This window comes from Halalkalicoccus subterraneus, from assembly GCF_003697815.1.
Taxonomy (GTDB): domain Archaea; phylum Halobacteriota; class Halobacteria; order Halobacteriales; family Halalkalicoccaceae; genus Halalkalicoccus; species Halalkalicoccus subterraneus.
Genome location: NZ_RDQG01000085.1, coordinates 188,098 through 212,448, shown reverse-complemented (window position 1 = coordinate 212,448; position 24,351 = coordinate 188,098). Strand labels below are relative to the sequence as shown.

At 62.4% G+C, this 24,351-nt stretch carries 24 protein-coding genes; 16 read left to right on the top strand and 8 right to left on the bottom strand.

Features of this window, described 5'->3' with window-relative positions; genetic code table 11:
- Window positions 1–15 precede the first annotated feature (15 nt).
- From pucL to EAO80_RS18250, 6 genes are all read left to right on the top strand, one after another.
- Window positions 16–990: a factor-independent urate hydroxylase gene (gene pucL, locus EAO80_RS18275; protein ID WP_122091259.1), complete on the top strand. Its 975-nt coding sequence runs from the start codon at window positions 16–18 to the stop codon at window positions 988–990.
- Entirely contained in the window at window positions 987–1,337 is a 351-nt protein-coding gene (uraH, locus tag EAO80_RS18270) for a hydroxyisourate hydrolase (protein ID WP_122091258.1), read from the top strand. The genes pucL and uraH overlap by 4 nt, the downstream gene beginning before the upstream one ends.
- A gap of 1,661 nt (window positions 1,338–2,998) precedes the next feature.
- Window positions 2,999–3,841: a DUF4399 domain-containing protein gene (locus tag EAO80_RS18265; protein ID WP_122091257.1), complete on the top strand. Its 843-nt coding sequence runs from the start codon at window positions 2,999–3,001 to the stop codon at window positions 3,839–3,841.
- A 195-nt stretch (window positions 3,842–4,036) separates the two neighbouring features.
- Window positions 4,037–5,170, top strand: a complete 1,134-nt coding sequence (locus EAO80_RS18260; protein ID WP_211330782.1) for an MFS transporter — start codon at window positions 4,037–4,039, stop codon at window positions 5,168–5,170.
- Between the two features lie 207 nt (window positions 5,171–5,377).
- Window positions 5,378–6,391 (top strand): CAP domain-containing protein, encoded by a 1,014-nt coding sequence (locus EAO80_RS18255; RefSeq protein WP_122091256.1) that lies wholly within the window; start codon window positions 5,378–5,380, stop codon window positions 6,389–6,391.
- A gap of 601 nt (window positions 6,392–6,992) precedes the next feature.
- Window positions 6,993–7,973 (top strand): hypothetical protein, encoded by a 981-nt coding sequence (locus EAO80_RS18250; protein ID WP_122091255.1) that lies wholly within the window; start codon window positions 6,993–6,995, stop codon window positions 7,971–7,973.
- A gap of 129 nt (window positions 7,974–8,102) precedes the next feature.
- Here EAO80_RS18250 and EAO80_RS18245 read toward each other — a convergent pair whose 3' ends face one another.
- Window positions 8,103–8,396 carry a PadR family transcriptional regulator gene (locus tag EAO80_RS18245; RefSeq protein ID WP_122091254.1) on the bottom strand — a complete coding sequence of 98 codons (294 nt, stop codon included), beginning with the start codon at window positions 8,394–8,396 and terminating at the stop codon, window positions 8,103–8,105.
- A gap of 192 nt (window positions 8,397–8,588) precedes the next feature.
- On the opposite strand from EAO80_RS18245, the gene EAO80_RS18240 reads away from it, so the two are divergent.
- Window positions 8,589–8,873, top strand: coding sequence for a DUF7545 family protein (locus EAO80_RS18240; protein WP_122091253.1), 285 nt, complete (start codon window positions 8,589–8,591; stop codon window positions 8,871–8,873).
- A gap of 90 nt (window positions 8,874–8,963) precedes the next feature.
- Here EAO80_RS18240 and EAO80_RS18235 read toward each other — a convergent pair whose 3' ends face one another.
- On the bottom strand, window positions 8,964–9,242 hold the full coding sequence (locus EAO80_RS18235) for a PadR family transcriptional regulator (protein ID WP_122091252.1): 279 nt from the start codon (window positions 9,240–9,242) through the stop codon (window positions 8,964–8,966).
- A 696-nt stretch (window positions 9,243–9,938) separates the two neighbouring features.
- Window positions 9,939–10,997, bottom strand: coding sequence for an isocitrate/isopropylmalate dehydrogenase family protein (locus tag EAO80_RS18230; RefSeq protein ID WP_122091251.1), 1,059 nt, complete (start codon window positions 10,995–10,997; stop codon window positions 9,939–9,941).
- 159 nt (window positions 10,998–11,156) lie between these two features.
- On the opposite strand from EAO80_RS18230, the gene EAO80_RS18225 reads away from it, so the two are divergent.
- Window positions 11,157–11,513, top strand: a complete 357-nt coding sequence (locus EAO80_RS18225) for a hypothetical protein (RefSeq protein WP_122091250.1) — start codon at window positions 11,157–11,159, stop codon at window positions 11,511–11,513.
- A 46-nt stretch (window positions 11,514–11,559) separates the two neighbouring features.
- Here EAO80_RS18225 and EAO80_RS18220 read toward each other — a convergent pair whose 3' ends face one another.
- Both EAO80_RS18220 and EAO80_RS18215 read right to left on the bottom strand, forming a co-directional pair.
- Window positions 11,560–12,567 carry a TatD family hydrolase gene (locus EAO80_RS18220; protein WP_122091249.1) on the bottom strand — a complete coding sequence of 336 codons (1,008 nt, stop codon included), beginning with the start codon at window positions 12,565–12,567 and terminating at the stop codon, window positions 11,560–11,562.
- Window positions 12,568–12,571: 4 nt separating this feature from the next.
- Window positions 12,572–13,456, bottom strand: coding sequence for a fumarylacetoacetate hydrolase family protein (locus EAO80_RS18215; RefSeq protein WP_122091248.1), 885 nt, complete (start codon window positions 13,454–13,456; stop codon window positions 12,572–12,574).
- A gap of 123 nt (window positions 13,457–13,579) precedes the next feature.
- Between EAO80_RS18215 and EAO80_RS18210 the strand changes: the two genes are divergently transcribed.
- Window positions 13,580–14,239: a TetR/AcrR family transcriptional regulator gene (locus EAO80_RS18210; protein ID WP_122091247.1), complete on the top strand. Its 660-nt coding sequence runs from the start codon at window positions 13,580–13,582 to the stop codon at window positions 14,237–14,239.
- On the opposite strand, the gene EAO80_RS18205 is transcribed toward EAO80_RS18210, so the two are convergent.
- Window positions 14,216–15,163 carry a VOC family protein gene (locus tag EAO80_RS18205; protein ID WP_122091246.1) on the bottom strand — a complete coding sequence of 316 codons (948 nt, stop codon included), beginning with the start codon at window positions 15,161–15,163 and terminating at the stop codon, window positions 14,216–14,218. The genes EAO80_RS18210 and EAO80_RS18205 overlap by 24 nt on opposite strands.
- A gap of 59 nt (window positions 15,164–15,222) precedes the next feature.
- On the opposite strand from EAO80_RS18205, the gene EAO80_RS18200 reads away from it, so the two are divergent.
- From EAO80_RS18200 to EAO80_RS18190, 3 genes are all read left to right on the top strand, one after another.
- Window positions 15,223–15,624 (top strand): DoxX family membrane protein, encoded by a 402-nt coding sequence (locus EAO80_RS18200; RefSeq protein WP_122091245.1) that lies wholly within the window; start codon window positions 15,223–15,225, stop codon window positions 15,622–15,624.
- 161 nt (window positions 15,625–15,785) lie between these two features.
- Window positions 15,786–16,574 (top strand): hypothetical protein, encoded by a 789-nt coding sequence (locus EAO80_RS18195; RefSeq protein ID WP_122091244.1) that lies wholly within the window; start codon window positions 15,786–15,788, stop codon window positions 16,572–16,574.
- 390 nt (window positions 16,575–16,964) lie between these two features.
- Window positions 16,965–17,210 carry a hypothetical protein gene (locus EAO80_RS18190; RefSeq protein WP_122091243.1) on the top strand — a complete coding sequence of 82 codons (246 nt, stop codon included), beginning with the start codon at window positions 16,965–16,967 and terminating at the stop codon, window positions 17,208–17,210.
- Window positions 17,211–17,309: 99 nt separating this feature from the next.
- Here the strand turns inward: EAO80_RS18190 and EAO80_RS18185 are convergent, their stop codons facing one another.
- Entirely contained in the window at window positions 17,310–18,542 is a 1,233-nt protein-coding gene (locus EAO80_RS18185; protein WP_122091242.1) for a digeranylgeranylglycerophospholipid reductase, read from the bottom strand.
- Between the two features lie 428 nt (window positions 18,543–18,970).
- The gene (locus tag EAO80_RS18180; protein ID WP_122091241.1) at window positions 18,971–19,225 is read right to left on the bottom strand and encodes a hypothetical protein; all 255 of its coding nucleotides are present in this window, start codon (window positions 19,223–19,225) and stop codon (window positions 18,971–18,973) included.
- A 482-nt stretch (window positions 19,226–19,707) separates the two neighbouring features.
- Here EAO80_RS18180 and katG point away from each other — a divergent pair, with 482 nt between their 5' ends.
- The 4 genes from katG to EAO80_RS18160 all read left to right on the top strand — a co-directional run bounded on the left by katG (window position 19,708) and on the right by EAO80_RS18160 (window position 24,035).
- Window positions 19,708–21,852, top strand: a complete 2,145-nt coding sequence (gene katG, locus EAO80_RS18175; RefSeq protein ID WP_122091240.1) for a catalase/peroxidase HPI — start codon at window positions 19,708–19,710, stop codon at window positions 21,850–21,852.
- Between the two features lie 292 nt (window positions 21,853–22,144).
- Window positions 22,145–22,924: an MBL fold metallo-hydrolase gene (locus EAO80_RS18170; protein WP_122091239.1), complete on the top strand. Its 780-nt coding sequence runs from the start codon at window positions 22,145–22,147 to the stop codon at window positions 22,922–22,924.
- Window positions 22,925–23,005: 81 nt separating this feature from the next.
- Window positions 23,006–23,728: an AzlC family ABC transporter permease gene (locus tag EAO80_RS18165; RefSeq protein WP_122091238.1), complete on the top strand. Its 723-nt coding sequence runs from the start codon at window positions 23,006–23,008 to the stop codon at window positions 23,726–23,728.
- On the top strand, window positions 23,721–24,035 hold the full coding sequence (locus EAO80_RS18160; RefSeq protein ID WP_122091237.1) for an AzlD family protein: 315 nt from the start codon (window positions 23,721–23,723) through the stop codon (window positions 24,033–24,035). Before EAO80_RS18165 ends, EAO80_RS18160 begins: the two co-directional genes overlap by 8 nt.
- Window positions 24,036–24,351 lie beyond the last annotated feature (316 nt).

The following is a 24,351-nucleotide window of genomic DNA, read 5'->3' as shown; positions in this document are numbered from 1 at the left end:
ACTGCCGTACTACGCATGAGTTATAGCAACGAAACCGACGCAGAACAGCGGGGTACCGATCGACGAACGATGAACTACGGAAAGGAGAAGATTGCGGTCTACCGGACCTACGCGAACCCGTTGGAGGACGTTCGGACTATTCCGGAATCGTCCTTCGACGGCCGTGACAACATCCTCTTCGGACTGGAAGTGCGCGTACAGTTCGAGGGGGAGGAGTTCTTGCCGTCGTTCAGCGAGGCGGACAACACCACGGTGGTAGCGACGGATTCGATGAAGAACTTCGTGCTCCATCAGGCAGGGGAGTACGAGGGAGCGACGGCGGAGGGCTTTCTCCATTTCGTCGGAACGGAGTTCCTTGAGACCTACCCGCACGTCGAGGCGGTGAAGATGTCGGCCATCGAGTATCCGTTCGACGAACGACCGGTGCCGGGCGAGGACGGGTTCGAACCGAGCGACCTCGTGTTCCGCGTCTCCGACGACGAATCGGCGTTTGGCGAGGTGTCCCTCGAACGGGACGGCGACGAGTTGCGGTTCGAAGAACAAACGAGCGGTGTTACCGAGATCGAACTCGTCAAAGTCAAGGAGAACTCCTTTACCGGGTACGTTCAGGACGAGTACACCACGCTTCCCGAACGGGAGGACCGCGCGCTCTACATCGCGCTTGACGTCTTCTGGACCTACGCCGATCCGGAGGACGCGCTGGGGGATGACCCCCAGCGGTACGTCCCGGCCGAGCAAGTCCGCGACATCGCCCACGTCGTGTTCCACGAGGTGAACTCGAACTCGATCCAGGACCTGATCTATCAGATCGGCCTCCGTGTCTTGGAACGGTATCCGCAGCTCGAATCCGTCAGTTTCGAAGCGAACAACCGGACGTGGATCGAGGTGCGCGACGATTTGGAGGGGGATGCGAAAGTCCTCCGGGAGCCGCCCCGTCCGACCGGCTATCAACAGTTCTCGATGGATCGCAGTGACCTGGAGGAACAATGAGTGCGGGACTGACCACCCACGTCCTTGATACCGGTCGCGAGGGGCCCGCGTCCGGCGTCGACGTGACGCTTCAGCGATTGGATAGTTCGGGCAATGCGGAAACGATCAACCGAGGAACGACCAACGACGATGGGCGACTCGACGAGCCCCTGTTGACCGCTGATCGGATGGAAACCGGTACGTATCAGCTCCTGTTCGACGTCGGGGAGTACTACCGCCAGGGGGAGTCGGAATCGTCGTTCTTAGAGACGGTTCCCGTCCGGTTCGTCATTGATGACACGGACGAACACTACCACGTGCCGCTCCTCCTGTCTCCGGGAGGATATACGACGTACCGAGGGAGTTGACCACCGCCTTCGCATGGAGTGGGGTCGCGGTGGAACCCGTCGCTGCGGTCGGGCACTGAACCGCTTTTGTGCTCCGGTACGCCGATCACAGCAAATTACGGCGATTCGGAGGACTTGAGCCGCCGCTCTTCGTTGTCGATAGCGTCGCCCTGGGATCCGATGGATCGTAATCGCTCCGGGCGGGATGGCCACACAACGGGGTGACGATCACAGGGGACGAGGACGATCTCTCCCGACGACGGTCTCGATCGAACCGTTATTCAATATATACAAACGAGGAAACGAGGGGACTGGAGTCCCATGACCTACCGAGGATCGAAAGCGGCGACAACGTGCTTGACGAGTATATGACTGTAATTATCGTGGGAAAAGAAGAGAATAGAATCATGAACAGGGTCGTTTTGGATAGCCGTTCAGTATATACAAACGATGAATTATATCGTTCGATCCAGCTACCTCGACGGATATATCAGGAACATGGGCGATATCCGATCGCCGGTTGACGCGATAGGCATTGTCAGCGTTCGCGGTCAGGTGGCTACACTAATTCCCCATAATCATGACAAAGCTAAAGCTCGTCTATAAATCTATAGTGTATACCAATAAGCGTTTTGGTGTTTTCGGAAGGCGAAACTGAGGGAACGCGCTATGCAGGTATTCTCGAAGACCCAGTTCGGGGGTTCTATCGCGGCAGCGATTCACGGTGAACGATCGGTTGCTGTTCGCTCCTGTATCGGATCGTGTCGCCGGCTATACGGTGATGTATCCCGTCGTGAAGAGAACGGTATTGTAGAGTGCGTGGACGGTAATCGGAATCGAGTACCGTTCCGGGGGTGAGTCCTAGACGAGTGAGGAGGACAGTCGCGCCGGTAGCGACGGCGAGCGCAGTGACAGCCCCGCCGATCGCATACCTGATACCACGACGGTTCGGTCGGTGAAACGGAACGGACAGGCCATAGCGACGGACGTACAGGTGGCCAACGGCGAGGACCCGATCTGATCGCCGACGAGGCGGATCACGATGGCAGCCGGGCTCTCGTATCGACTCCCAGAACGAACAGAGGAATAACAACGAGAACACCCGAGACGACTGAGAGAACGGTTGCGGCGATCGTCAATCCGAACGAAACCCCAGTGTCCGAAGCCTCCAGTCGTCCTTCGTGGGAGCTGTCGGTCCGGATTGTTCCATACCGTGTTTCGGTGCTGGATTCCTATAATACGCCACGACAACGGTCCCTCCGAGTGTTGCCGACCGAACCCGAGTACATCGAGAGACTCTATTGTACATTCCATTCTATCTATAAATAAAGTTATTACAATATCTTTTTTAGATATAGAAATGAATGCATTAACAGTGAGTGGCGTTCTTTCGGCAGCGGTAACCGCGCTCCTCGTGAGAGGTTGTGTTCACGTTTGGTCGGAGAACAGTCTGAAAGCGGCGCAATCGATCGGCGGACTCGGAACGGAATCGGACTTTACGGAGAGGGTTTCGAAATAATCGATCTCCTGGGCGTGACGACATCGTCGGTCTCCGTACTGGCGACCGTTCCGCCGATATCCGTTTATCAGAAAAATTAATATTAAATTATATATTATATAATTTATTTTATATTTGCACCCATAGAAAAATTTTAGACTATACAATACAGATTCAAATATGAATGCAACAGGATGTTTCACGCCGTGGGTTCATTGTAGGGACAGCAACGGGAGTCGCTGCAGCCAGCGTCGCCGGTTGTACACAATCAGAGTCGGACGAGACGGAGGAGAACGGCTCGACGGACGATAACGGGTCGGCGGCGGACGAACCGTCGGTCCCGGAGGACGCGAGCGTCTCGTTGTCGGTGCCGACGGCCGACGAACTCGACGGTCTGTATACTCCGCTCGTCGCTTTTTTCGAGGCCGAGAACTTCACCGTAGAGGAAGCGGGGGAGGTCAACGAGGGTGCAGGCCACTTTCACGTCCTGATCGATACCGAGCAAATCGAACCGGGGGAGACGATCCCGAACGACGACCAGCATCTGCACTTCGGCGATGGCTCCGAGCGCGGCGTCCTCGATCTCGAACCGGGCGAGCACGAACTCACGCTTCAGATGGGCAATGGGGAACACGTCGCGCTATCGCTAACCGATACGCAGTCCGTTACGGTCGACGGCGCCGGCGAGATCGGTCTCGACGCGCCCCAGGACGGTGCGACGTTCTCGACCGGAGAGACGATCACGTTCGAACCGAGCGTCGAGAACGTCGTTCTCGAGGAGGCTGGCGAGGTCACCCAGAACGCTGGCCACCATCACGTACTGATAGATACGGATCCCGTCGACACGGGCACGGTCATCCCGACCGACGACCAGCATCTGCATTTCGGGGACGGAACCGAAACGCCGGAGGTCGACGCCAGCGACCTCGAAGTGGGCGAGCACGACGTCCTCGTTCAGGTCGCAAACGGCGTACACGAGGCCTACCCGCTCGCCACGGATCCCATCACGATAACCGTCGAGGAGTAAGCGACAGTCACCGACGGAGAACACATCGACGTTCGTGTTCGACCACCTGAGTGATCCGCGCTTCTTGCCCGAGGAAAGAAGAAGACTCAACAGCGTGACCGAGAACGAGTAGGTAGGTGACGACCACCGTTGATACGCTCCCTCTCGACTTCGAAACAGGTGATCGCGGACCTCCGAAGCGGCGGCCGCGGGAAGATGCTCCTCGCGGTCGCCTTCGGCTGGTTCCTCTCGATCAGCGTTCGGATGGTCTATCCAGCGCTGTTGCCCCATCTCCGCGATGCGTATGGCCTCACGCTCGCGACCGCCGGACTCCTCCTGACCGTCCTGTGGGTGGCCTACGCGTGTGGACAGCTCCCCGGCGGGATCCTCGCCGATTGGGTCGGCGAGCGCCTGCTGTTGATCGCCAGCTCCCTTTTAGCGGCGACGATGCTCGCGCTCGTCGTCCTCGCGAACTCGGCGTTGGTCCTGTTCGCTGCGACGGCCCTGTTCGGGCTGGGGACGGCGCTGTACGGCGTCTCACGGTTCACGATCCTCAACGAGATCTACCCCGAGCAGATCGGTACGGCGACGGGCGTGACGTTGGCGGCCGGCGATCTCGGAAACGCGATCATGCCGCCCACCGCCGGGTTCGTCGCGGTTGCGGTGACCTGGCAGTACAGTTTTGGGATCGCCGTTCCGCTGTTCGTCCTCGCGGCGATCGGCCTCTGGTCGACGCTTCCGAGACCTGAGTCGAGAACGACTACGCTACGCGAGAGCCTCGCGCTTGACGGCGTCGTCTCGACGCTACTCCAACCAGCCGTACTGCGTGGAACCGTGTTGCTCATGCTGTGGAGCGTGATCATGCAGGCGTTCATCGGGTTCTACCCGACGTATCTGATCGACGAGAAGGGGCTCGCGACGCAGCTCTCGACCGTCCTGTTCGGCGCCTTTTTCGCCCTCGGAATCCTGATGAAACCGATCGCCGGCCGGGCGTACGACCGGGTCGGCGTACAGCTCCCGCTGTTGGCCATCATGAGCACGACCTGTCTGGCTCTGGTTGCACTCCCGTTCGTGCACGACGTCTGGCTGCTCGTTCCCCTGACCGCGCTCGCTAGTAGCATCCTCGGGTTCGAGACGATCGTAATCTCGGACCTCACCCGTCGCCTGCCGGACGGAACGCGGGGGACGAACCTCGGCGCGCTGCGGACGGTTTACATCGGGCTCGGCGCGCTAAGCCCGGTTCTCTTCGGTGCCGTCGCGGATCAGGGCTACTTCGACGAGGCGTTTCTCGGCGTCGCCGGACTCGCCGGCGTGGTGATGCTCATCGTGCTCGTCTCGGTCGACTACTGAACCGAGACGCGCCCGCTGGCCGTTCGGTCGGTCCCGACGGGAGGGGGTCATATTATCATTATTAATCACGCATAATTAAATTCAGTAGATTAATATAGTGGAAAATAATTTAGTTTATAGTGGTGGCTAACAGATAAAGATTAGTCAGAAATAAATAAAAATAATCTATGCGCGAGCTGCCACCGATCGAGGATGACTATCCCAACCATGGACGACGAAACCGACACTACCGACAACGACAGCGGCGACGCACAGCAGAACCGACGAACGACCCTCCAAGCACTCGGCGCGGCCGGGCTCGCCCTCACGGGCTGTTCCGCACCGGCAGCCGCCCACGGCAGATACGAACGCCGACGGAAGCGCGATCGGGACCGGAAACGAAAGAGAAAGAGCGACCGGAACCGCCGTCGCCGACGCGGCGGCTGCGGGAAGTGGTGCCGCGGCCACAAGGGACGCGGCCGCGAGCACGGATGGGGCTACGACCGCGACCGGGACCACCGCGACGATCGAACCCGGTGGGACGATCGGGACGGGGAGACCGAGGACGGGGATCGGGATTGGTGGGATGATGAGGAAGGGAACGAGGACGATGAGGACGAGCCGGAGGACGACGATTTGGGCGAGGAACCGGGCGAGAACGATCCCGAGCCGGAGCCTGAACCGGACGAGTCCGATAACGCTGACGGCGACGGTGGTGACGACGAGTCGGACCAGGGTGCGGACGGAAGTGGCGATTCGGACGACGACGATAGCGAGGGAGGCGACTCGGGCGGGGACCCGGGACCCGAACCCGAACCGTCGTCGTTCGAGGCGCGCGTCGAGCAGCGCGTCCACGCCGAGATCAACGCCTACCGATCCGACGAGGGGCTCGGCGGGCTTGCATATCACGACGACCTCGCGAGCGTCGCCCGCGCCCATTCGGAGGACATGGCCGACCGGGACTACTTCGACCACGACAATCTCGAGGGGGAAGGACCGGACGATCGCCTCGACGCTGCTGGCATCGACTGTCGCGCGTGGGCCGAGAACATCGCGTGGGAGTCCTCCGGTAGCGTCAGCGACGAGGACGCCGATTCGATCGCCGACAGTACCGTCGAGGGCTGGCTCGACTCGTTGGGCCACCGCCGGAACATCCGCGGCGACTACGAGGCCGAGGGGATCGGCGTTGCCGTCACCGGTCGGGACGTCTACATCACGCAGATGTTCTGTACGCCGAACTGACGTCGCCCGAAACGCCGAATCGGGCGACCATGTTCACCGACACCGTTTGGCCGGTCTCGTGCGATGGTACTACGGATCTAGCTGCGATTCACCGGCACGAGAGCTATACAGATCCATTCGGAACTCCACCGTGGGAAACTCGCCGTGCATTGATTCGAGGCGGACTTCCTCACTCCGTCGAGAGGCGACGTCGTACGTGAGAGCTCGCGTTCCCGCCGGAGCCGTGCGTACCCCTCCATGACACCCGTCGGGCTCGCCAGCGGAATACAGCCGGATCGTCGAGCGCGGCGAGTTCGATTGACTGAAGGGCCGGTTTGACGGTTCTCGCGTTCGCGCCAGTCGCCGGCGCAAAGCCGATACGCATAGCAGGGCGTACCGACCGATTTCCGCACCGCTTCCTCCGACGTCGGCGTTTCGAGCGGTCTCGATTCGGTCTGTTGCACGTTTGTGACGAGGCACTGATAGAGGGTGGTGGAGCGTGGTCCGGCCTGAAAAGGGGATCGTTACGTCGTATTCGGCTCATATGATGATTTACATATATAGTACTAGAAAAATTAGATCACAAAAACTATGTATTTATAGTAGAGTTATCGGATTGCTCATGGTAAGTCAGCCAGCCATCGAGGACGGGGATTCCGACGCGATTCTACGGGACGTAAGGGCGGTCACCCTGCCGCCCGGCCTCGCCCGTCTCGCAGACGAGTACAACGACACCATCGGGGATCGGGATCCGTACCTCTGGAAATGGCTCTACGAAGTGATCCCGCTGTTCAGACTCTCGACCGTCGAAGCGCGGTATGCGGACCAGCTCCTCGAGCAGAAACTCCTCCTCGCGATCTACATCACATTGCTCGACGACCTCGCGGAGATCCACGGCGACGGCGAGACGTTCGACGAGGCCCGAAAGCTGTCCCGTCCCCATCAGGAGATCTCCTATGACCGACACGGGCTCGACGAAAAGCGGCTTCGGTTCGCCGAGACGGTCTGGAACGGGTTCGAGCAGCGCCAACGGGACGCGCCGTTTTACGGGGAGTATCGGGCGCTGTTCGACTTCGACGTCGGACAGACGCTCAACGCCATCGATTACAGCCTCCTCCTCAACGACAACCCGGCGATGGGCAATACCCGGGAGTGTAAGCTCTACGACTCGCACAATATGGCCGTCTACTCCTACGTCGACCTCGATCTCATGTACTCCCCCGGGTTCTCCCGGGCCGATCTCAGCACCCTCCGTTCGATCACCTGGTACGTTCAGTATCTGGCCCGAATCGGAAACTGGATCGCGACCTGGGAACGGGAGCTGGTCGAGGGTGATTACACCTCCGGAGTGATCGCGAGGGCCCTCGAAACCGGTGTGGTCGATGACCTTCCGGTGGACGGCGTCTCCACTGAGACGCGAAACCGGATCGCCCGCCGAATACGGACCGCCGGCATCGAGGAGCACTTCGAAACCGAATGGCGAAACACCCTCTACGAGCTGCAACGTACCGACTGTACGGCCGTCTCCGTCGACCTGCCCGCGTTTATCGATGGGATGCGCCGGGTCGACCGCTACTACGAGGCGGGCCGCGGCTATCTATAAAGGAATCACACTGATCGTCCGCGTCGACGGGGACGAAAGACGGGGATCTGACTGTCCGAACCACGGCCCGTCGTTCCTACCGGGGAGCAGACGGGTCAGGCGTATCGAAGGACGGTGAGTATCCGGTGGTCAGTTGGTCGGCTCGGCTTCCGTGTCCATGAACTGTCGTTCCCACTCGCGTCGCGATTCGAGTTCCCGACGCCCACGCTTGGAGACCGAGTAGACGTTCGTTCGCTTGTCCATCTCCCCTTTCTCGACCAGTCCCTTCTCGACGAGGGTATCGAGGTTCGGATACAGACGCCCGTGGTGGACCTCCGAGCCGTAGTACTCCTCGATGACGTCCTTTATCGCAAGCCCGTGTGGTTCATCGAGTCCAGCGATTGCCCACAGGAGATCCCGCTGAAACCCGGTCAGGTCGTCCATGCCAGATCACTGGACGAGGTCGTTGTCAACTTTTCGTCTCTCGGTCGGTAGACGATTCTGGTCTCGAGTGACGACTCGATGAAAATATCCGAGTTGGTTCTCCGGCTACGCAGCCGATGGCCTTGGCGGTCAAGGGGAAGCGAGACCGATCGCAACCAACGGATCTATTCGTTCGCCCGCCCAGTACGGGGTATGGCTCCCTCAGTTACGTTCGCGATCGACGGCGACGACGGGTCGAGCGACGAGGTGGTCGTCCCGACCGCACTCCTCGAGACGCTCGCAGACGGCGATGAGACGTCCGCGGAAACTCTCGGCGACCTGGCGATGCTTTCGGCCGCCCAGCAGGTCCACGCGATGTTGCACCACTCGCCGGGCGAACCCGACGACGACCTCCGGACGATCGAGGAGGAAACGATGGCACTGTTCGAGGACCGGTTCGGCGTGTCCTTCGCCGAGATGACGGGACACGACCACTAACGGCGGTCGCGGGACAGTACGACGGATGGGGGATTCGCCGCGCTCGAAACACGGCGATCAGGCGACGAACAGTCCCCGTATCCGAGATCGCTATTCGGCTGGAACGTACCGGATCTCCCACTCCCGTCGCGCCTCCAGTTCTCGCCGGCCGCGGGCGGTGAGGGCGTAGACGTTGGTCCGTCGGTCCAGGGATCCCTTTTCGACCAGTCCCTTATCACAGAGCGTGTCCAGATTGGGGTAGAGTCGCCCGTGGTGGACCTCGTCGTCGTAGTACTCCTCGAGAGTGCTCTTGATCGCCAGCCCGTGTGGATCGTCGAGGCCGGCGATCACGTACAGGAGGTCCCGCTGAAATCCCGTCAAGTCATCCATACACCGACCCGTACGCTGGTATCCCTCATATCTCATTTCCCGATATCACCGATAGCTACATTCGTTAAACTATATCTAGATTAAATTATATTATTGAAAGGGCAATTGCGAGAGCATATCGCCGCCGTCCCGCGTTCCCCGTGGTCACGCAAGTCCGACGGAGTGCCAATCAAAAAATTGACATAGGGAGAAGTGGACTAGCCGTCGAACGATGGTAGTAGAGTGTCCCCGCTGCGAGAAGGGATTTCTGACGAAACGAGCGCTGAACGGACATCGGTCGATGTGCCCCGAAAACCCGGATCGGACGGTCCCGACCGAGTGGGCGCCGGACGCTCACGGCCGGTGGGGGACGGATGAGAGCAACCCCTGATCGGGTCGAACGCAAGCGTTCCGTGCCTGCTCGAGACATGGAACGCGCCCGCTTGCTCGTTACCGAAACGCCGAAAAGGCAGGTCGACGCCGTCCAGTGAACCGGTGGATACACCGCCGGGTGGGTTGTTTCGTTGTAGAACGTCATGACCGGATCGAGGAACCCGGTTTCGATCGGCCGCGTGACGGCTGCTGACTGTCGGAGACGACTTCGATTCGTGGTATCGTATCGTTGGTTGCTTATGCAGTGTTTTTTGGATTTCACGAGGGTACGGACGACCGGTGGGGTTGAATCGGTCGATTACCATCCCCACCGAAGAAGGCCGTTCACTCGATTCGGGTCCGGAGGTCGCCTGCGACCGCCTCGGTTCCCGACTCGCCGCCGATATCGGGGGTGCGCGGGGCGTCGCTATCCGCGAGCTGATCTGCGACCGCCGCCCGGAGTTCCCGCGCGACCGCTTCTTCGCCGAGGTGGTCCCAGAGCAGTCCCCACGAGAGGACAGTGGCAATGGGGTTGGCGATCCCTTCGCCGGTGATGTCGAAGGCGCTGCCGTGGACGGGCTCGAACATCGAAGGATAGGTGCGCGTCGGGTCGATGTTCGAGGACGGAGCGAGTCCCATGCTCCCCGAGATACCGGCCCCGAGGTCGGTGAGGATGTCCCCGAAGAGGTTCGAGGCGACGATCACGTCGAACTCCTCGGGGCGCCTGACGAAGTCCATGCTGGCCGCGTCCACGAGCAATCGTTCCACCTCGACGTCGGGGTACTCCGCACCGACCTCCTCGACGACGTCGTCCCAGAAGACCATTCCGTGGGCCTGGGCGTTGGACTTCGTGACGTTCGTTAGCGCCCCTTCACGCTCGGTTGCGGCCTCGAACGCCGCTCGAACGATGGTCTCGGTTCCCTCGCGGGTGAACATCGCCCCCTGAAACGCGACCTCGTTGTCGTGACCCCGGTACTCCCGGCCGCCGATGTGGGCGTACTCGCCCTCCGTGTTCTGCCGGTAGACGACGAAGTCGATGTCGCCGCCGGAGTACCCACGCAGCGGGCCGGTGATCCCCTCGTACAGGTACGTGGGGCGCTTACAGACGTGCTGTTTGAACCCCTTCGTGATCTCCAGTCGCAAGCCGTGTAGAGTGACGTGATCGGGGACGTCCGGGTGGCCCACGGCGCCTAGAAAGATGGCGTCGTGCTCCTGAAGTCGATCGAGCCCGTCCGCGGGTATCATCGCTCCCTCCGCGAGATAGCGATCGCTGCCCCAGTCATAGTGGGTGAACCCGACGTCGACGCCGGCGGCGGTGACGGCCTCCTCGACGGCCGGGATCGAGTGTTCGACGACCTCGGTGCCGATCCCGTCACCCGGAATCACTGCGATATCGTGCGTCATTAGGTATCGGCTACCGCGGTAATGCAAATCCCTTCCGATCCCGGCCGCAATCGCGGGCGTATCCCCGGCGGGGATCCGGGACGCGGGCCAACAAGGTTACGAGCGCGAGGCTCGTAGGAATCGAGAGCCCCGCTGTCGCGGTCGCAGCGATGTCCAATCATGTCCGAGAGAACCCGCCTCAAGTGTCCCTCATGCGGTGAACACCACCCGGTCGACTCGGAGTCACCTATCGAGTGGCGCTGTCCGCAGTGTCGGATCCTCCTGAAACAAACCGACAGGACCGAATCGCTCGTGCAGTTTGCCACCCGGGACAGCAGGACCGACCACATCAACGTCCCGGATCGGTGTCCGTACTGTGAGAACGACGCGATCACATCGTGGACCCCCGAGGACGAGGTGTGGATTCGCCACCGGTGTCAGAACTGTCGTCGCGAGTGGACCGACAACACCGGCCGGCTGGCCGCCTTTTTCGACTGGGGGGCGAACTACCTCCGTACGCGCGGCTGGCTCCAGTAGCTCCGGCATCGGGTCCCTTTGAAGTGCTTCTCGTGGACAGGTGACTCTACTCCCTTCGGCCCAGTAGCTCTCGCGGGTTCTCGTAGACGACCTGCCGGATCGTCTCGACGTCCAGGCCCATCCGGTAGAGTTCGAAGATCGTCCGCTTGTACGCGAAGACGTCGCTACGGAGGATGCCCGCACTGTCCGTCTCGACCAGCACCCGCTCGGGACCGTACTCGGCGACGACCTCGGCGACGTGGTGGGGCTCGACGCCCAGCAACCAGGGATAGCTGACGGTGAAACTGAGATAGCAATCGGTGTTCTCGAGCACGTACGGCGCGACCGTCTTGTCGGCGTGCGAGAGCACCACTCGCTCTTCGGGCAGTCCCGCCTCGGCGGCGAGGTCGACGTCGATCTCGATGGCCTCACGTTTCGGGTTCTCGCCGGTGAGGACCGGTTCCTGTCCGAGCGAGGCGTCGACCTCGTAGCCGGGAATCGACCCGTGGACCCGGTCGGGGAACTCGACGTCCCTGAGATCCGCCGGCGTGTGCAGGATCGCCGGCAGGTCGTGGTCGGCGGCGATTTCGAGTTGCCGGCGGGTCACGTCCTTCTGTCCCTCGAGATCCCACCCGGCGACGTGCTGTGATTCGGTGATCCCGATCTCGCCGACGGCACTCACCTCGTCGAGCGCGCAGTACTCGGGCATGGTATCGAGAAGCTCGTCGTAGTCCTCGACGCGCGCGCCGGTGTGGATGCCGATCCCGAGCGAAGCGTCGAAGGGGTGGGCGTCGCGGATCGGCCCGAGCCGGGCGAGCGCGTCGTCCCAGAGGGAGCGCACGTCCTCGGGCGCGACGGGTTTGTAGGGCGTCCAGTAGTAAGCGGCGGCCATCATCACCATCGCATGACAGCCACTCAGGGCGAACTTCTCACGGTCGTTCCACGAGAGCGTGTGCGCGTGGTTGTGGACGTCGATCCACGGGATGGTCGTCAGTTCTGACGGGAGGTCGGCGGCCGCTCCCTCGGTGCGGTGATCGCGGTCGGTCGGCCGACGGGTGGGATACTCGTGGGGCATCGACTCAGGTGTGCCGGCAGGTGTTGGTCAGCTCACCGATCCCCTCGACGCCGACCGTGACGGTGTCACCGTCGTCGAGGAGCACCTGTGGCTCACGGAAGTAGCCGACGCCGTCGGGCGTCCCCGTATAGATCAGGTCGCCCGGTTTGAGGGTGAACGCCCGGCTACAGAAGGAAACGAGTTCGGCGATATCGAAGATGAGATACTGCGTGTTCGCGTCCTGCAGGCGCTCGCCGTCCACCTCGGCCCAGATATCGAGGTCGCCGATGTCGTCGATCTCCTCGGGCGTCACGAGGTCCGGACCGAGGGGCGCGAACGTATCGAGGCTCTTTCCTCGCACCCACTGCTCGTCGGCCATCTGAAGGTCGCGTGCCGAGACGTCGTTACCGACCGTGTAACCCGCGACGTAGTCGAGAGCCTCTTCCTCCGAGACGTTTCGTGCCTGTTCACCGATCACGGCCACGAGTTCGGCCTCGTAATCGACTGCTTCGGTGAGCTCGGGGTCCCACTCGACGGGCTCGTCGGGACCGACGATCGACTGGGGGAACTTCGAGAACAGCACGGGCTCGTCGGGCGCGTCGAACCCGCCCTCGTCCGCGTGGTCGGCGTAGTTCAACCCGACGCAGACCACCTTCTGGGGGTCGGTAATCGGCTCGCACTGGGTGAGGCCGTCCCGGTCGTAGAGGCCCGTCCCGGTCTCGAGGGCGTACTCGAGCACGAGATCCGCCTTCTCGCGCCAGCGCCACTCGCCAAGGATTTCCCGAAGCTCCACTGGAAACGAGACACCGGCGGCTTCGGCCGCCTCTCCGAGCCGGACGACGCCGTCCTCGTTCTCAATGCCTGCCCACGGATCGTCGCCGCTCTCGGCGGTGAACTGTCCGAGCCTCATCGCTTCTCCCCGTGTTCGTCGCTGGTTCGCATACACATTCCTGTGACGCACAGCCACATACCTCTTACCATCTGGTAGGCTTCGGCGCGGTGAGTATAAACGCTCGAACCGCGATTCGTCCGTATGAGCAGTCCCGACGGGCGTGCCTCCTCGGAGGAAACCCGGAAGGCCATCATGGAGGCGACCTTCCGCGCGCTCAGCAAGCACGGCTACGCCGATCTCCGGATGCGCGACATCGGCGAGGAATTCGAGATGACCCGTCCCGTGATCCACTACCACTACAACAGCAAACACGAGCTGATCTCGTCGTTTCTGGAGTACGTCATCGCCCAGTACAAGGACGACGACATCGTCGACGCCGAGGGCCACTGGGACCACCTCCGGATCCGGATCGACCAGTGTATGTTCGGGCCCGACATCGACGGGTTCGACCACTGGGAACGCATGAAAGTCTATCACGAGCTGTTCTCACAGGCCCAGCACAACGAGACCCATAGGGAGTTATTCAACGAGCACTACGAGGGGATGGTCGTCGGGCTCGCCGACGTGATCCAGGCGGGGATCGACGACGGGACCTTTACCGAGGTCGACGCGATGGAGTTCTCACAGCTGCTGACCGACGTCATCCACTCGGCGCGGGCACGCCGGATCTCACTGGGACAAAAAGAGGCCCCTGAGCGGGCGCGTGCGGCGATCGACCGGTTCGTCCTCCCGCGTCTCGTCCCGAACGTCAGCGTCGATATTCCTAACGATCGGGCCTCAGTCGACGGTGATGTCCGGTAGCTGTTCGTCGATGTACTCGACGTCGACGTCGAGCCAGTCGGGTACCCGGAGCTTCTCGCCGAGCTCCGAGACGTCCTCATCGAGGGTGACCCCAGGGCCGGTGGTCGCGAACTCGAAGATCGAGCCGCCGGGCTCGGTGAAGTACATCGACCAGAAGTAGTCCCGATCCTTTCGGGAGGTCGTGATCAGGTCGGCGTCGCGAAAGCGCTCGCTCCACTCCTTTTGTTCCCACATCTCGCCCGCGTCGAAGGCGACGTGGAGGAAGGTTCCGGTGCCCATCACGCCCTGTGGAGCGTTCGGGCGGATCAACACGTCGACGAACTCCGCGCCCGTCGTGTCGCCCGGAGCCTGGAACCGAACGCGGTCGCCGGCCTGTGGTTCGTCGTGCCGGCCGACCCGATCCCAGTCCATGGTGTCGAGCGCTCTGAAGCTTCCGGTGGGGTCGTTCGAGTGGACCGTCACGCTGTGAAGCCCCTCAATGCCGTGTTCGGCGGGAACCGGTCCGTCGCCCCACGCTTCGATGTCGGACTCGCCGGTAACGAGTTCAAACGGCGTTCCGTCGGGGTCCGAAAAGCCGATGGCCGTCTCGTCGAAACGTTCCTCGACGGTATACTCGACGTCGTGTTCCTCGAACCGATCGGTCCAGTACTCGACCGATCCCTCGGGGATCACCAGCCCGGCGGCACTGAGCTGTCCCTTCCCGAGGCTTCCCTCCGGCATGTCCTGAATCGGGAAGAACGTCACGATCGAACCGGCGGTTCCGACCTCGTCACCGTAGTAGAAATGATAGATCTCCTCGGGGATGTCGAACCGGACGGTTCGTTTGACGAACCGCATCCCTAGCACCTTACGGAAGAAATCGAGGTTTGCCTGTGCGTCGCTTGCGAACGCCGTTACGTGATGTAAACCGTTGATCTGTCCCATATTGCTACGGTCTTACCAAGTGGTAAATCTATAAATACCTACCGGCCATAGAGGGTGATATGAGCGACAGACGCGGCTCGAAACCGGCGGCAAAGCACGATCCACCCGCACTGCTCGGACGACTGCTGTTCGGCGGAATGTTGCTCGCGGCGGCGATCAACAGCTTCCGGGGAATGGAGGGCCAGATCGCCTATGCCGAATCGAAGGAGATCAAACACGCCGACCTCCTCGTTCCTGCCACGAGCGGGATGCTCGCACTCGGGAGCGTTGGGATCGCACTCTGGCGGTTCCCGAAACTGGCGACGGGCGCCGTCGTCACGTTCCTCGCGGGCGTGACTCCGACGATGCACGACTTCTGGAACGCGCCCGACGAGCAGAAACAGAACGAACTGAACCACTTCATCAAGAACGGTGCGATGCTGGGAGCGGCACTCGCCTTCTTCCACCGGGCGTTCAAGTAACGGCGAGCGGGCGCGGTCCGCTCTCCGAGGAATCTCTTTTCGGCGCCAATACCCCCCGACGCTAAAAGATCACGTACAGGCACGCAGAGCCGAACCGACGGCTGGAGCACAGTAGATGGCTACGAGAAAGGTTGATTTCGTCGCGCGGCGTAGGGAATGCGATGAGTCGCACCGAAACGTCCAGCCGACCGGATCGGGTAGAGACTCCGTTTACCGCCGTCGCGGAACACCTCGAACGGTTCAAGGCGGCGATCGTTGACGAGACGGACGACACGCGTCTCATCGAGATCGCGGGGGAGCTGTGGGACATCGTCGCCGCGGTCGAGGCCCTTCTCACGACGATCGATTTCGAGGAGCTTCCCGATGCGATCGCGCCCGAAGCGTTGCCCGACGTCGTCGACGTCGAAACCGTTCCCGACGCGATCGCCGCGGGCGACGCGGGCGAGGCGATCGATCTCAGGGAACTGAACGAGGCGATCGAACTCCGGGAGCTCTGGGAGGCGGTCGACCTCCCGGCGCTTCGCGACGCCAAGCGCGATCTCGACATCGAACTCGCGGACGTCATCGACACGGACGCCGATTTCGGGGACGAGGAGACCGAAACAGCCACCGGAACGGGCGGCGCGGAGAGCCGGGTCGGCGTCGGCGCCCGACGCGAGGCGCTACTACGATCGATCGGGAACGCGACCGAGGCGTTCCGGACGGCACTGTTCGAAGCCCACGAAACGCTCCGGGCGTTCTACGAGCACAATCGCGACTCAGTCGGCGGGACGAGTCGGTCCGCCTCCCGGCCAGCGAGGGGTGCAACGCTTTCCCGGGGGCCGCTCGCGGATTCCGCCTCGACCCGGTATTCGAGCGTTCCCGCCCGGGTCCGTCACTCCCGAACGAGCAATCCGCCGCGGATCTACGGACGACGGTTCCAACGGGCGGGTCGAGGATCATGGAAATAGTTCCCGTCGCGGATTCGACGGTCCACAGGAGCATGAGTGGGTTCGGGAAGTGAAACGTGGGCAGTCGATCAGTCCGAAGGCGTTTCGAGTCGCTTGTGGGCGTCCGTCGGCGCCACAGTCGTCGAGTACTGTTCGACCGAGTGCCCGGTTTCGACGTAGTGTCGAATCGCCGTGGCACCCGGGTCATCCGTCGAGCTATCGTCGGTCGACCAACGACACTCGGTACATCGGTAGTCCATGTTTCACTAACCCGAGCGGGTGGTTACCGGTCGTCGAACTTCATGGTATGGCTTGCAATCCCCGCACCCTGTCACAGTGTTACGACCGTTTCACTTTCATCGCGCTTGGGATCGGTTTATAACCGTCCGTCTATGAAGAACGACTACCTCGATGGCCGGAGACACCTCATCGCCCGATCTGACCGCACCCGAGTCGATTCAGGAGATCCTATTGGCGATGGATCAACGGGAGTTACAGGCGCTCTCCAAGCGGCTCCGGGCCGAACACGACCTGGTGTTCGCCGAGACGACGAGCGGGACGCTGGTCGCACCGCCGTCCGACTCGCCCTCCGAGAGCAGTGTCCGGGCATCCGTGATCTGTCGCGACATCGCCGAACTGCTGACCGAAGCCGAGTGACCCACCTCGATGCAAGGGCCGAACCGGCTGGACAATTCCCTCGTTACGTGGTGAGTCACGAGCGACTCGTCGTCTCCGGCCGGAGATGCCTCAGGGGGCTTAGTCAGCGAGGCGGTGTTTGACGTAGCGGGCGAGCAACGGCAGGTCCTCACGCTGGAGGAGGCGCAGCATCGCCAGCTTGTTACCTTCGTTGGCTTTGCTCAGCGTCTCCCAGTCGAGACGGTTGAGGTCGCGAAGCAGGTCGTCGTAACGCTCGTTTGGCGCGAGATACAGCAGTTCGGTCATCATGAGACGGGCGTTCTGTCGCGGCGCGACGTACTCGTGCCAGAACTGCTCGTACAGCGAGAGGCTCTCCGCGGAGGTGTCACGGTCGTCGGGAGTGAGGGCTCTGTCTGCGGTGATGGCGGCGGCCCGCGCCGAGCGCATTCCCTTGTGGATCCCCTCTCCCCAGAGCGGATCGATCGACGGGACGGCGTCGCCGATCGCCATGAACCCATCCGTACACAGCGATCCGGGCGGCTGAATATGGGCCGAGCCTCGGTGGTTGCGGCCGGCAATTTGCTCGGCGTTGGCAAAGCGCGGGTCGGTGTCGAGCCAGTGTTGGAGGTAGCCGTCGACGGTCCGGTCCGTGTCGACGTACCGGCGATAGCTCTCGTTTTGGATGTAACAGAGCCCGACCTTTGCTGTGTCCGCGCCGGTGTGGAAGATCCACGCGTAGCCGCCGGGCGCGTAGGAGTGATCGAGTCGCAGCATCATCGCGTCGGTCAGGTCGGCGTAACCCGGTGCGTCGAGGTCGACCCCTTCGAACTCGTACTCGATCCCGATGGCTTGTTTCCCTCGTTTGAGCTCGCTGACGCCGAGTGCCCGTGCCAGCGGGGCGGACGGTCCAGTCGCGTCGATCACGACGTCGGCGTAGGCCTCCCGTGAACCGTCGTACTGCACCCCAATGACCTCGCCGCCCTCGGTGATCGGGTTCGAAACGCGCGCATCGAATCGGAACTGCGCACCCTTCTCGCGGCCGTCCTCGACGAGCCAGCGCTTGAACGCACCGAAATCAAGCACGCCACCGGGCTGTTCCTGCGTGAAGTGTTCGTTCGGCGATTCGATGACGATGTTGTCGGTGAAGTTCATCACGACGTCGTCGGGGATCCCGAACGCCGTGAGCATCGACGGGAACGTCCCGCCGGTGGACTTGTTGCTCTGGCGCGGAAACCCCTCTTCCGGCTCGGTTTCGAGGACCGTGACGTCGTAATCCCGCGCAGCGAGGTCGCGTGCACACTGTGCGCCGGCGGGACCAGCACCGGCGATAAGTACGTCGACTGAATCGTCCATAATCGACCAATACGACAGCCAGTTATGAAGATTGGCACTTGGTTCCGACGGACGAGACAGGTCAGAACGTGTGGGGCGGATTCCGGCCCGGTCGGAACGAACCATCGTTTTGCGCGTGTGGGGCATCGGAGAACCGACCGACGAACTCCCCGAGCGGACCGTCGTCGAGGTACGATGCGAACCACTGGCCGAGAAGTAGCGTCCGAGCACTGTTCGACCGAGGAAAACCACCACGACGGGCCACGCAACCCCCGTATGGGGGAAACCGATGCCCAGTCGCGCGTGACCCGGACCAGCCCGCCTAGTACGATCACGTATGTGCTGATCCATGATAACACACACTATGAATTGTAATGAAAGTATCGGTCAATTGGACCGGGTTCGATAGACGGTCTCCCGGTTCGATCGCGAGGTGATTCGGGGACGGCCTACGCGAGTTCCGGTCGGGTCCGTTCGTGCGCCTCGGATCGGGCGTCGGCCTCCGGTTCGGGCGTGCGGGCCGGAGTCGCCGGTGCGGATCGGGGCGGGTTCACGAACAGTGCGTGAACCATGATCGCGATGACAGTCATCGAACCGGCCGGAACGGCCACGACGGTGCTTGCACCGAGCAGGACGAACGAGACAGTGATGCCGATGAACCCCACCGGAATGGCCAGCATGACGAGATCGGCGTAAGAAGCCATAATGTGTTATTATCACACATACTAATAATTTTTTCGTCACACATCAGAAGGGACGGGAAAGGAAACGGATGATTGATCAGGTAGCTATCGAAAGTGATCGGGAACGGTCGATTCGGTATCGGCTCTCCTAGTGCTCCGATCCGGCTTCCGTCCGGCCGGTCATTCGAATGGGGGCAGTCGGGCCGTGATTTCGTCGTCGGGATACGTCCCGAAATGGCCTTCACCGCGTTGTGGGCGAAGCGCCCGGGAGCCGAGTGGGGGCCACGTCGGCTGGCGAACCCTACACCCGGATCGCCTTCGAGACAGTGTTCTCGGCACCACGACAAGACCCTCGTTCGCCTCGGAATGGCGGTGTTGGTCGCGGTCCGTCGAAGGGAGTGAAGCGAATAGAATTCACGAAGTAGATAAATTTCTTCGTCTGTACCGAAGATCGCTTGCCAGATTTGATAACATTGATATGCCAAAGAGACAAGTATCGAGTGATGACAAAGCCCAACCAAGACTGGTGGCCGGATCGGCTACGGCTGGATGTTCTCGATAACAACACTCGGCCCGGAGACCCGATGGACGAGGACTTCGACTACGCCGAGGCGTTCGCGGAGCTCGACCTCGACGAGGTGAAGGCAGACATCGAGGACACGCTGACCACGTCCCAGGACTGGTGGCCGGCCGACTACGGCCACTACGGCCCGCTGATGATCCGGATGGCGTGGCACAGCGCCGGCACGTACCGCTCGACCGACGGTCGCGGCGGCGCGAACCGTGCCGGACAGCGCTTCGCACCCCTGAATAGCTGGCCCGACAACGCGAATCTCGATAAGGCTCGCCGGCTACTCTGGCCGGTCAAACAGAAGTACGGCAAGAGCCTCTCGTGGGCTGACCTGATCGTCCTCACCGGGAACGTCGCGCTCGAATCGATGGGCTTCGAGACCTACGGCTTCGGCGGCGGCCGTGAGGACGCCTTCATGCCCGACGAGTCCGTCGACTGGGGGCCCGAAGACGAGATGGAAGTAACCGATCCCGACCGCTTCGACGAGGAGGGTGAGCTCGTGGATCCGCTCGCCAACTCCGTCATGGGGCTCATCTACGTGAACCCCGAGGGCCCGCACGGCGAGCCGGACCTCGAAGGCTCGGCGCACAACATCCGCCAGACGTTCAGTAAGATGGCGATGACCGACGAGGAGACCGTCGCGCTCATCGCCGGCGGCCACACGTTCGGGAAGGTCCACGGTGCGGACGACCCCGAGCATCTCGGTCCCGAACCCGAGGCCGCCAGCCTCGAAGAACAGGGTCTCGGCTGGACGAGCGATTTCGAGTCCGGACGCGGGCAGGACACGATCACCGGCGGCATCGAGGGCCCGTGGAACAGCGCTCCGACCAGATGGGACATGGGTTACATCGACAACCTGCTCGACTCCGAGTGGGAGGCCAACACGGGTCCCGGCGGTGCGTGGCAGTGGCGGCCCGTCGACGAGGATCTTCACGGCTCCGTCCCGGACGCCCACGACCAGTCGGAGATGGTCGATCCCATGATGCTCACGACAGACGTGGCGCTGAAACACGACGACGACTACCGGGAGGTCCTCGAACGGTTCCAGGAGGACCCCGAGCTGTTCCAGGAGTCGTTCGCGAAGGCGTGGTACAAGCTGATCCACCGCGACATGGGTCCGCCGACCCGGATGGTCGGCGAGGAGGTCCCCGACGAGGAGATGCTCTGGCAGGACCCGATCCCCGACGCCGACTACGAGATCATCGGGAGCGAGGAAGTCGAGACGCTCGCGGCGGCGGTCCGCGATTCCGACCTCTCGGTCCCGCAGCTCGTCAGAACCGCGTGGGCGGCGGCGTCGACCTACCGCGACAGCGACAAGCGCGGCGGCGCGAACGGGGGCCGGATCCGTCTCCGGCCGCAGCGCGACTGGGAAGTGAACAACCCCGAAGAGCTGTCGACCGTGCTCGACACCCTCGACGAGATCCGCGAGGAGTTCAACGAGTCGCAGGACGATGGAACGAAGGTCTCGCTCGCCGATCTCATCGTCCTCGGCGGCAACGTCGCCATCGAGGAGGCGGCGGCGGCAGCCGGTCACGACGTGGACGTTCCGTTCGAGCCGGGTCGAACGGACGCCTCACAGGAACAGACCGACGTCGAATCCTTCGAGGCGCTCAAGCCGAAGGCCGACGGCTTCCGGAACTACCGCTCGAACGAGGCCGACCAGCCCGCCGAGGCGATGCTGGTCGACAGGTCCGAACTCCTCGATCTGACCGCGCCCGAGATGACAGTGCTGGTCGGCGGGATGCGCGCGCTGGACGCGAACTACGACGGCTCCGACCTCGGTATCTTCACCGACCAGCCGGGGACGCTGACTAACGACTTCTTCGACACCCTGCTCGGCATGGACGCCGAGTGGGAGGCTGCCGATGAGGACGAGTACCGCTTCGAGGCGTACGACCGCGACACCGGCGAGCTTGTCCGGGAGGGGACCCGCGTCGACCTCGTCTTCGGGTCGAATGCCCGGCTCCGCGCCATCGCGGAGGTCTACGGGGCCGACGACGGCGAGGAGAAGTTTGTCGAGGACTTCGTGGACGCCTGGGGCAAAGTGATGCACCTCGACCGCTTCGACCTGGAGTGAACTGACTCGGCAGTACGGACGGCTTCGAAGCGCGCCTTCGCGGGCGAAGTAGGCGAACAGAACCGACGGCTGGCACGTCGGCCTCGAAATCGCGGTCGAGACTGGACGCCTATCGGATGCGAACGTGAGCGAGAAGCCATTGAAACCGATCGACCGGCACGGGTCGCGGGTCGATTTTTCCGTTACTACGTTGGACAGTACTTCGCGCTCTCGAAGACCAGAGGCGATCCCGTCGTCAGACCCGACGCCGAAATAGGTATTGCTATCTCTTAACGGGGTGTAACAGGTAGTGATGACGGGATCCGGCGAGAGACGCGAGGCGGACGGGACGGATGAGATAACGGTCACGTTCGTCGGAACGGGCGATCCGCTGGGAAGCGGCGGGCGCCTCCAGACCTGCTTTCACGTCGAGGCACCGTCCGGAAGGTTTCTCATCGATTGTGGAGCGACCACCATGGCGGGTCTAAAGCGTGAGGGGATCGACCGCAACGCGATCGAGGCGATCTACATCACGCATCTCCATGGAGATCACATCGGTGGTCTACCCTACTTCGTGCTCGATGCACAGCTCGTCGCGAAACGAACGGAGCCACTGGTGATCGCCGGCCCACCGGGATTGGAAGACAGGCTCCGCGGGGCGATGGACGTCATGTTTCCGGGCCTTTCGGACGTCGAACAGCGCTTCGATCTCCGGATCGTCGAGCTAGAGGCGGACCGACGAGTCGCCGTCGGCCCCGCCGAGGTGACGCCCATCGAGGTCGTCCACGCCTGCGGTGCTCCGCCGTACGCGCTTCGGCTCGACATCGATGGGAAGACCATCGCATACTCGGGCGATACGGAGTGGACCAACGCCCTTATCGAGGTCGCTCGCGGTGCTGAGCTGTTCGTCTGCGAGTCGTACTTCTACGGGAAGGAGATCCCGAACCACCTCAGCTACCGGACGCTCTCGGCCCACCGCGGGGCATTCGACTGTGAACGGCTCGTGCTCACACACATGAGCGCCGATATGCTCTCGCGACTCCCGGAGATCGACGAGGAGTACGCGGAGGACGGCAAGCGGATCGTCGTCTGAGATTGGATCGGCCGAGGAGGACGACCGCGGGCGTTTCGGGGGACGTATATTCGCGTGTGACATCAAAACCGACCGGTAACGATGGACCCGAACGGAGAAAGAACGGCGAACGCGGAGGGACGCGTCTCGTTCACCCGCGAGGGGGTCCGACACGGCTTTCTGACCACGCTCCCGGTCGCGGTCGGCGTCGGCGGATACGGGATCGCCTTCGGCGTCCTCGCCGATCAGGCCGGTCTGAGCGTCGCGGAGGCGACGCTGATGAGCGCGACCGTCGTCGCCGGTGCCTCGCAGATCGTCGCGGTCGAGCTCTGGGCGAACCCGATCCCGGCCGTGACGATCCTCCTCGCGACGTTCGCGATCAACCTCCGATACTCACTGATGGGGGCGGCCCTGGAGCCGTGGTTCCGGCGACTCTCCCCGAAGCAAGCCTATGGAAGCCTGTTCCTGATGGCCGATGAGAACTGGGCGCTGACGATGCGCGAGCTCAAATCGGGGAGCGGTCGGGGCGCGTTCCTCGTCGGCAGCGGGCTCGCGGTCTGGTCGTTCTGGGTCGGGTCGACCGCGCTCGGCGTCGTCGCGGGCGGCGTGATCGGAGATCCGGCGAGCTACGGGATCGACTTCATCCTCGCGGCGGTGTTCGTCGCGCTGGCGGTCGAACTCTGGGAGGGGCCCTCGACGGTCGTTCCCTGGGGGGTCGCGCTCTGTACTGCCCTCGCCGGCTCGGCGCTGTTGCCCGGTCAGTGGTACGTCCTGATCGGCGGTGGTGCCGCCGCCGTCGTCGAGGTGATCCGCCACGATGACTGAGGCGATCTCGCTCGATCCGGCCGTCGTCGGCGTCGTCCTCGCCATGGCGTTGGTCACCGTGGTGACGAAGTTCGGGGGCCTGTGGCTCCTGAGTCGAATCGAGGTGAGCGACCGGCTCGAAGCCGGACTCTCCGTGCTCCCCGGTGCGATCGTGATCGCGCTGTTAGGCCCCGAACTCGCCGGCGGCGGTCCCGCCGAGTGGGCGGCGGCCGGCGTCGTCGTCCTGATGATGTGGCGCACCGGAAGCATCCTGCTGGCACTGTGTGCGGGCGTCGGTGCCGTCGTCCTGTTCAGGGCACTCGTCTGAGCGCTACTCTCTCTGTGCCGGATCGACCGGATCGAATGGGTTACCCTGGCCACCCATTGAACTATAGCCTATAGCTATACCATATGGCTATATATCTTGACTATATTCATTCGCTACATGATATGGAAGAATGGTTGAGTGAGACCAGCAGAGAGCCGGTAGTTGCGGGAGCGAATCACGACGAGGAAGCGACCGCTCCGGTGAACGGGACGACTCGCTGCGATGGCGTTGATCCCCGGCCGCCCCGCACGGGCTAAAGAGAGCGGACCACCGGTCCCCGAAAACCGGCGGGTTCGCAAAGCAGCGCGAGTTCCAT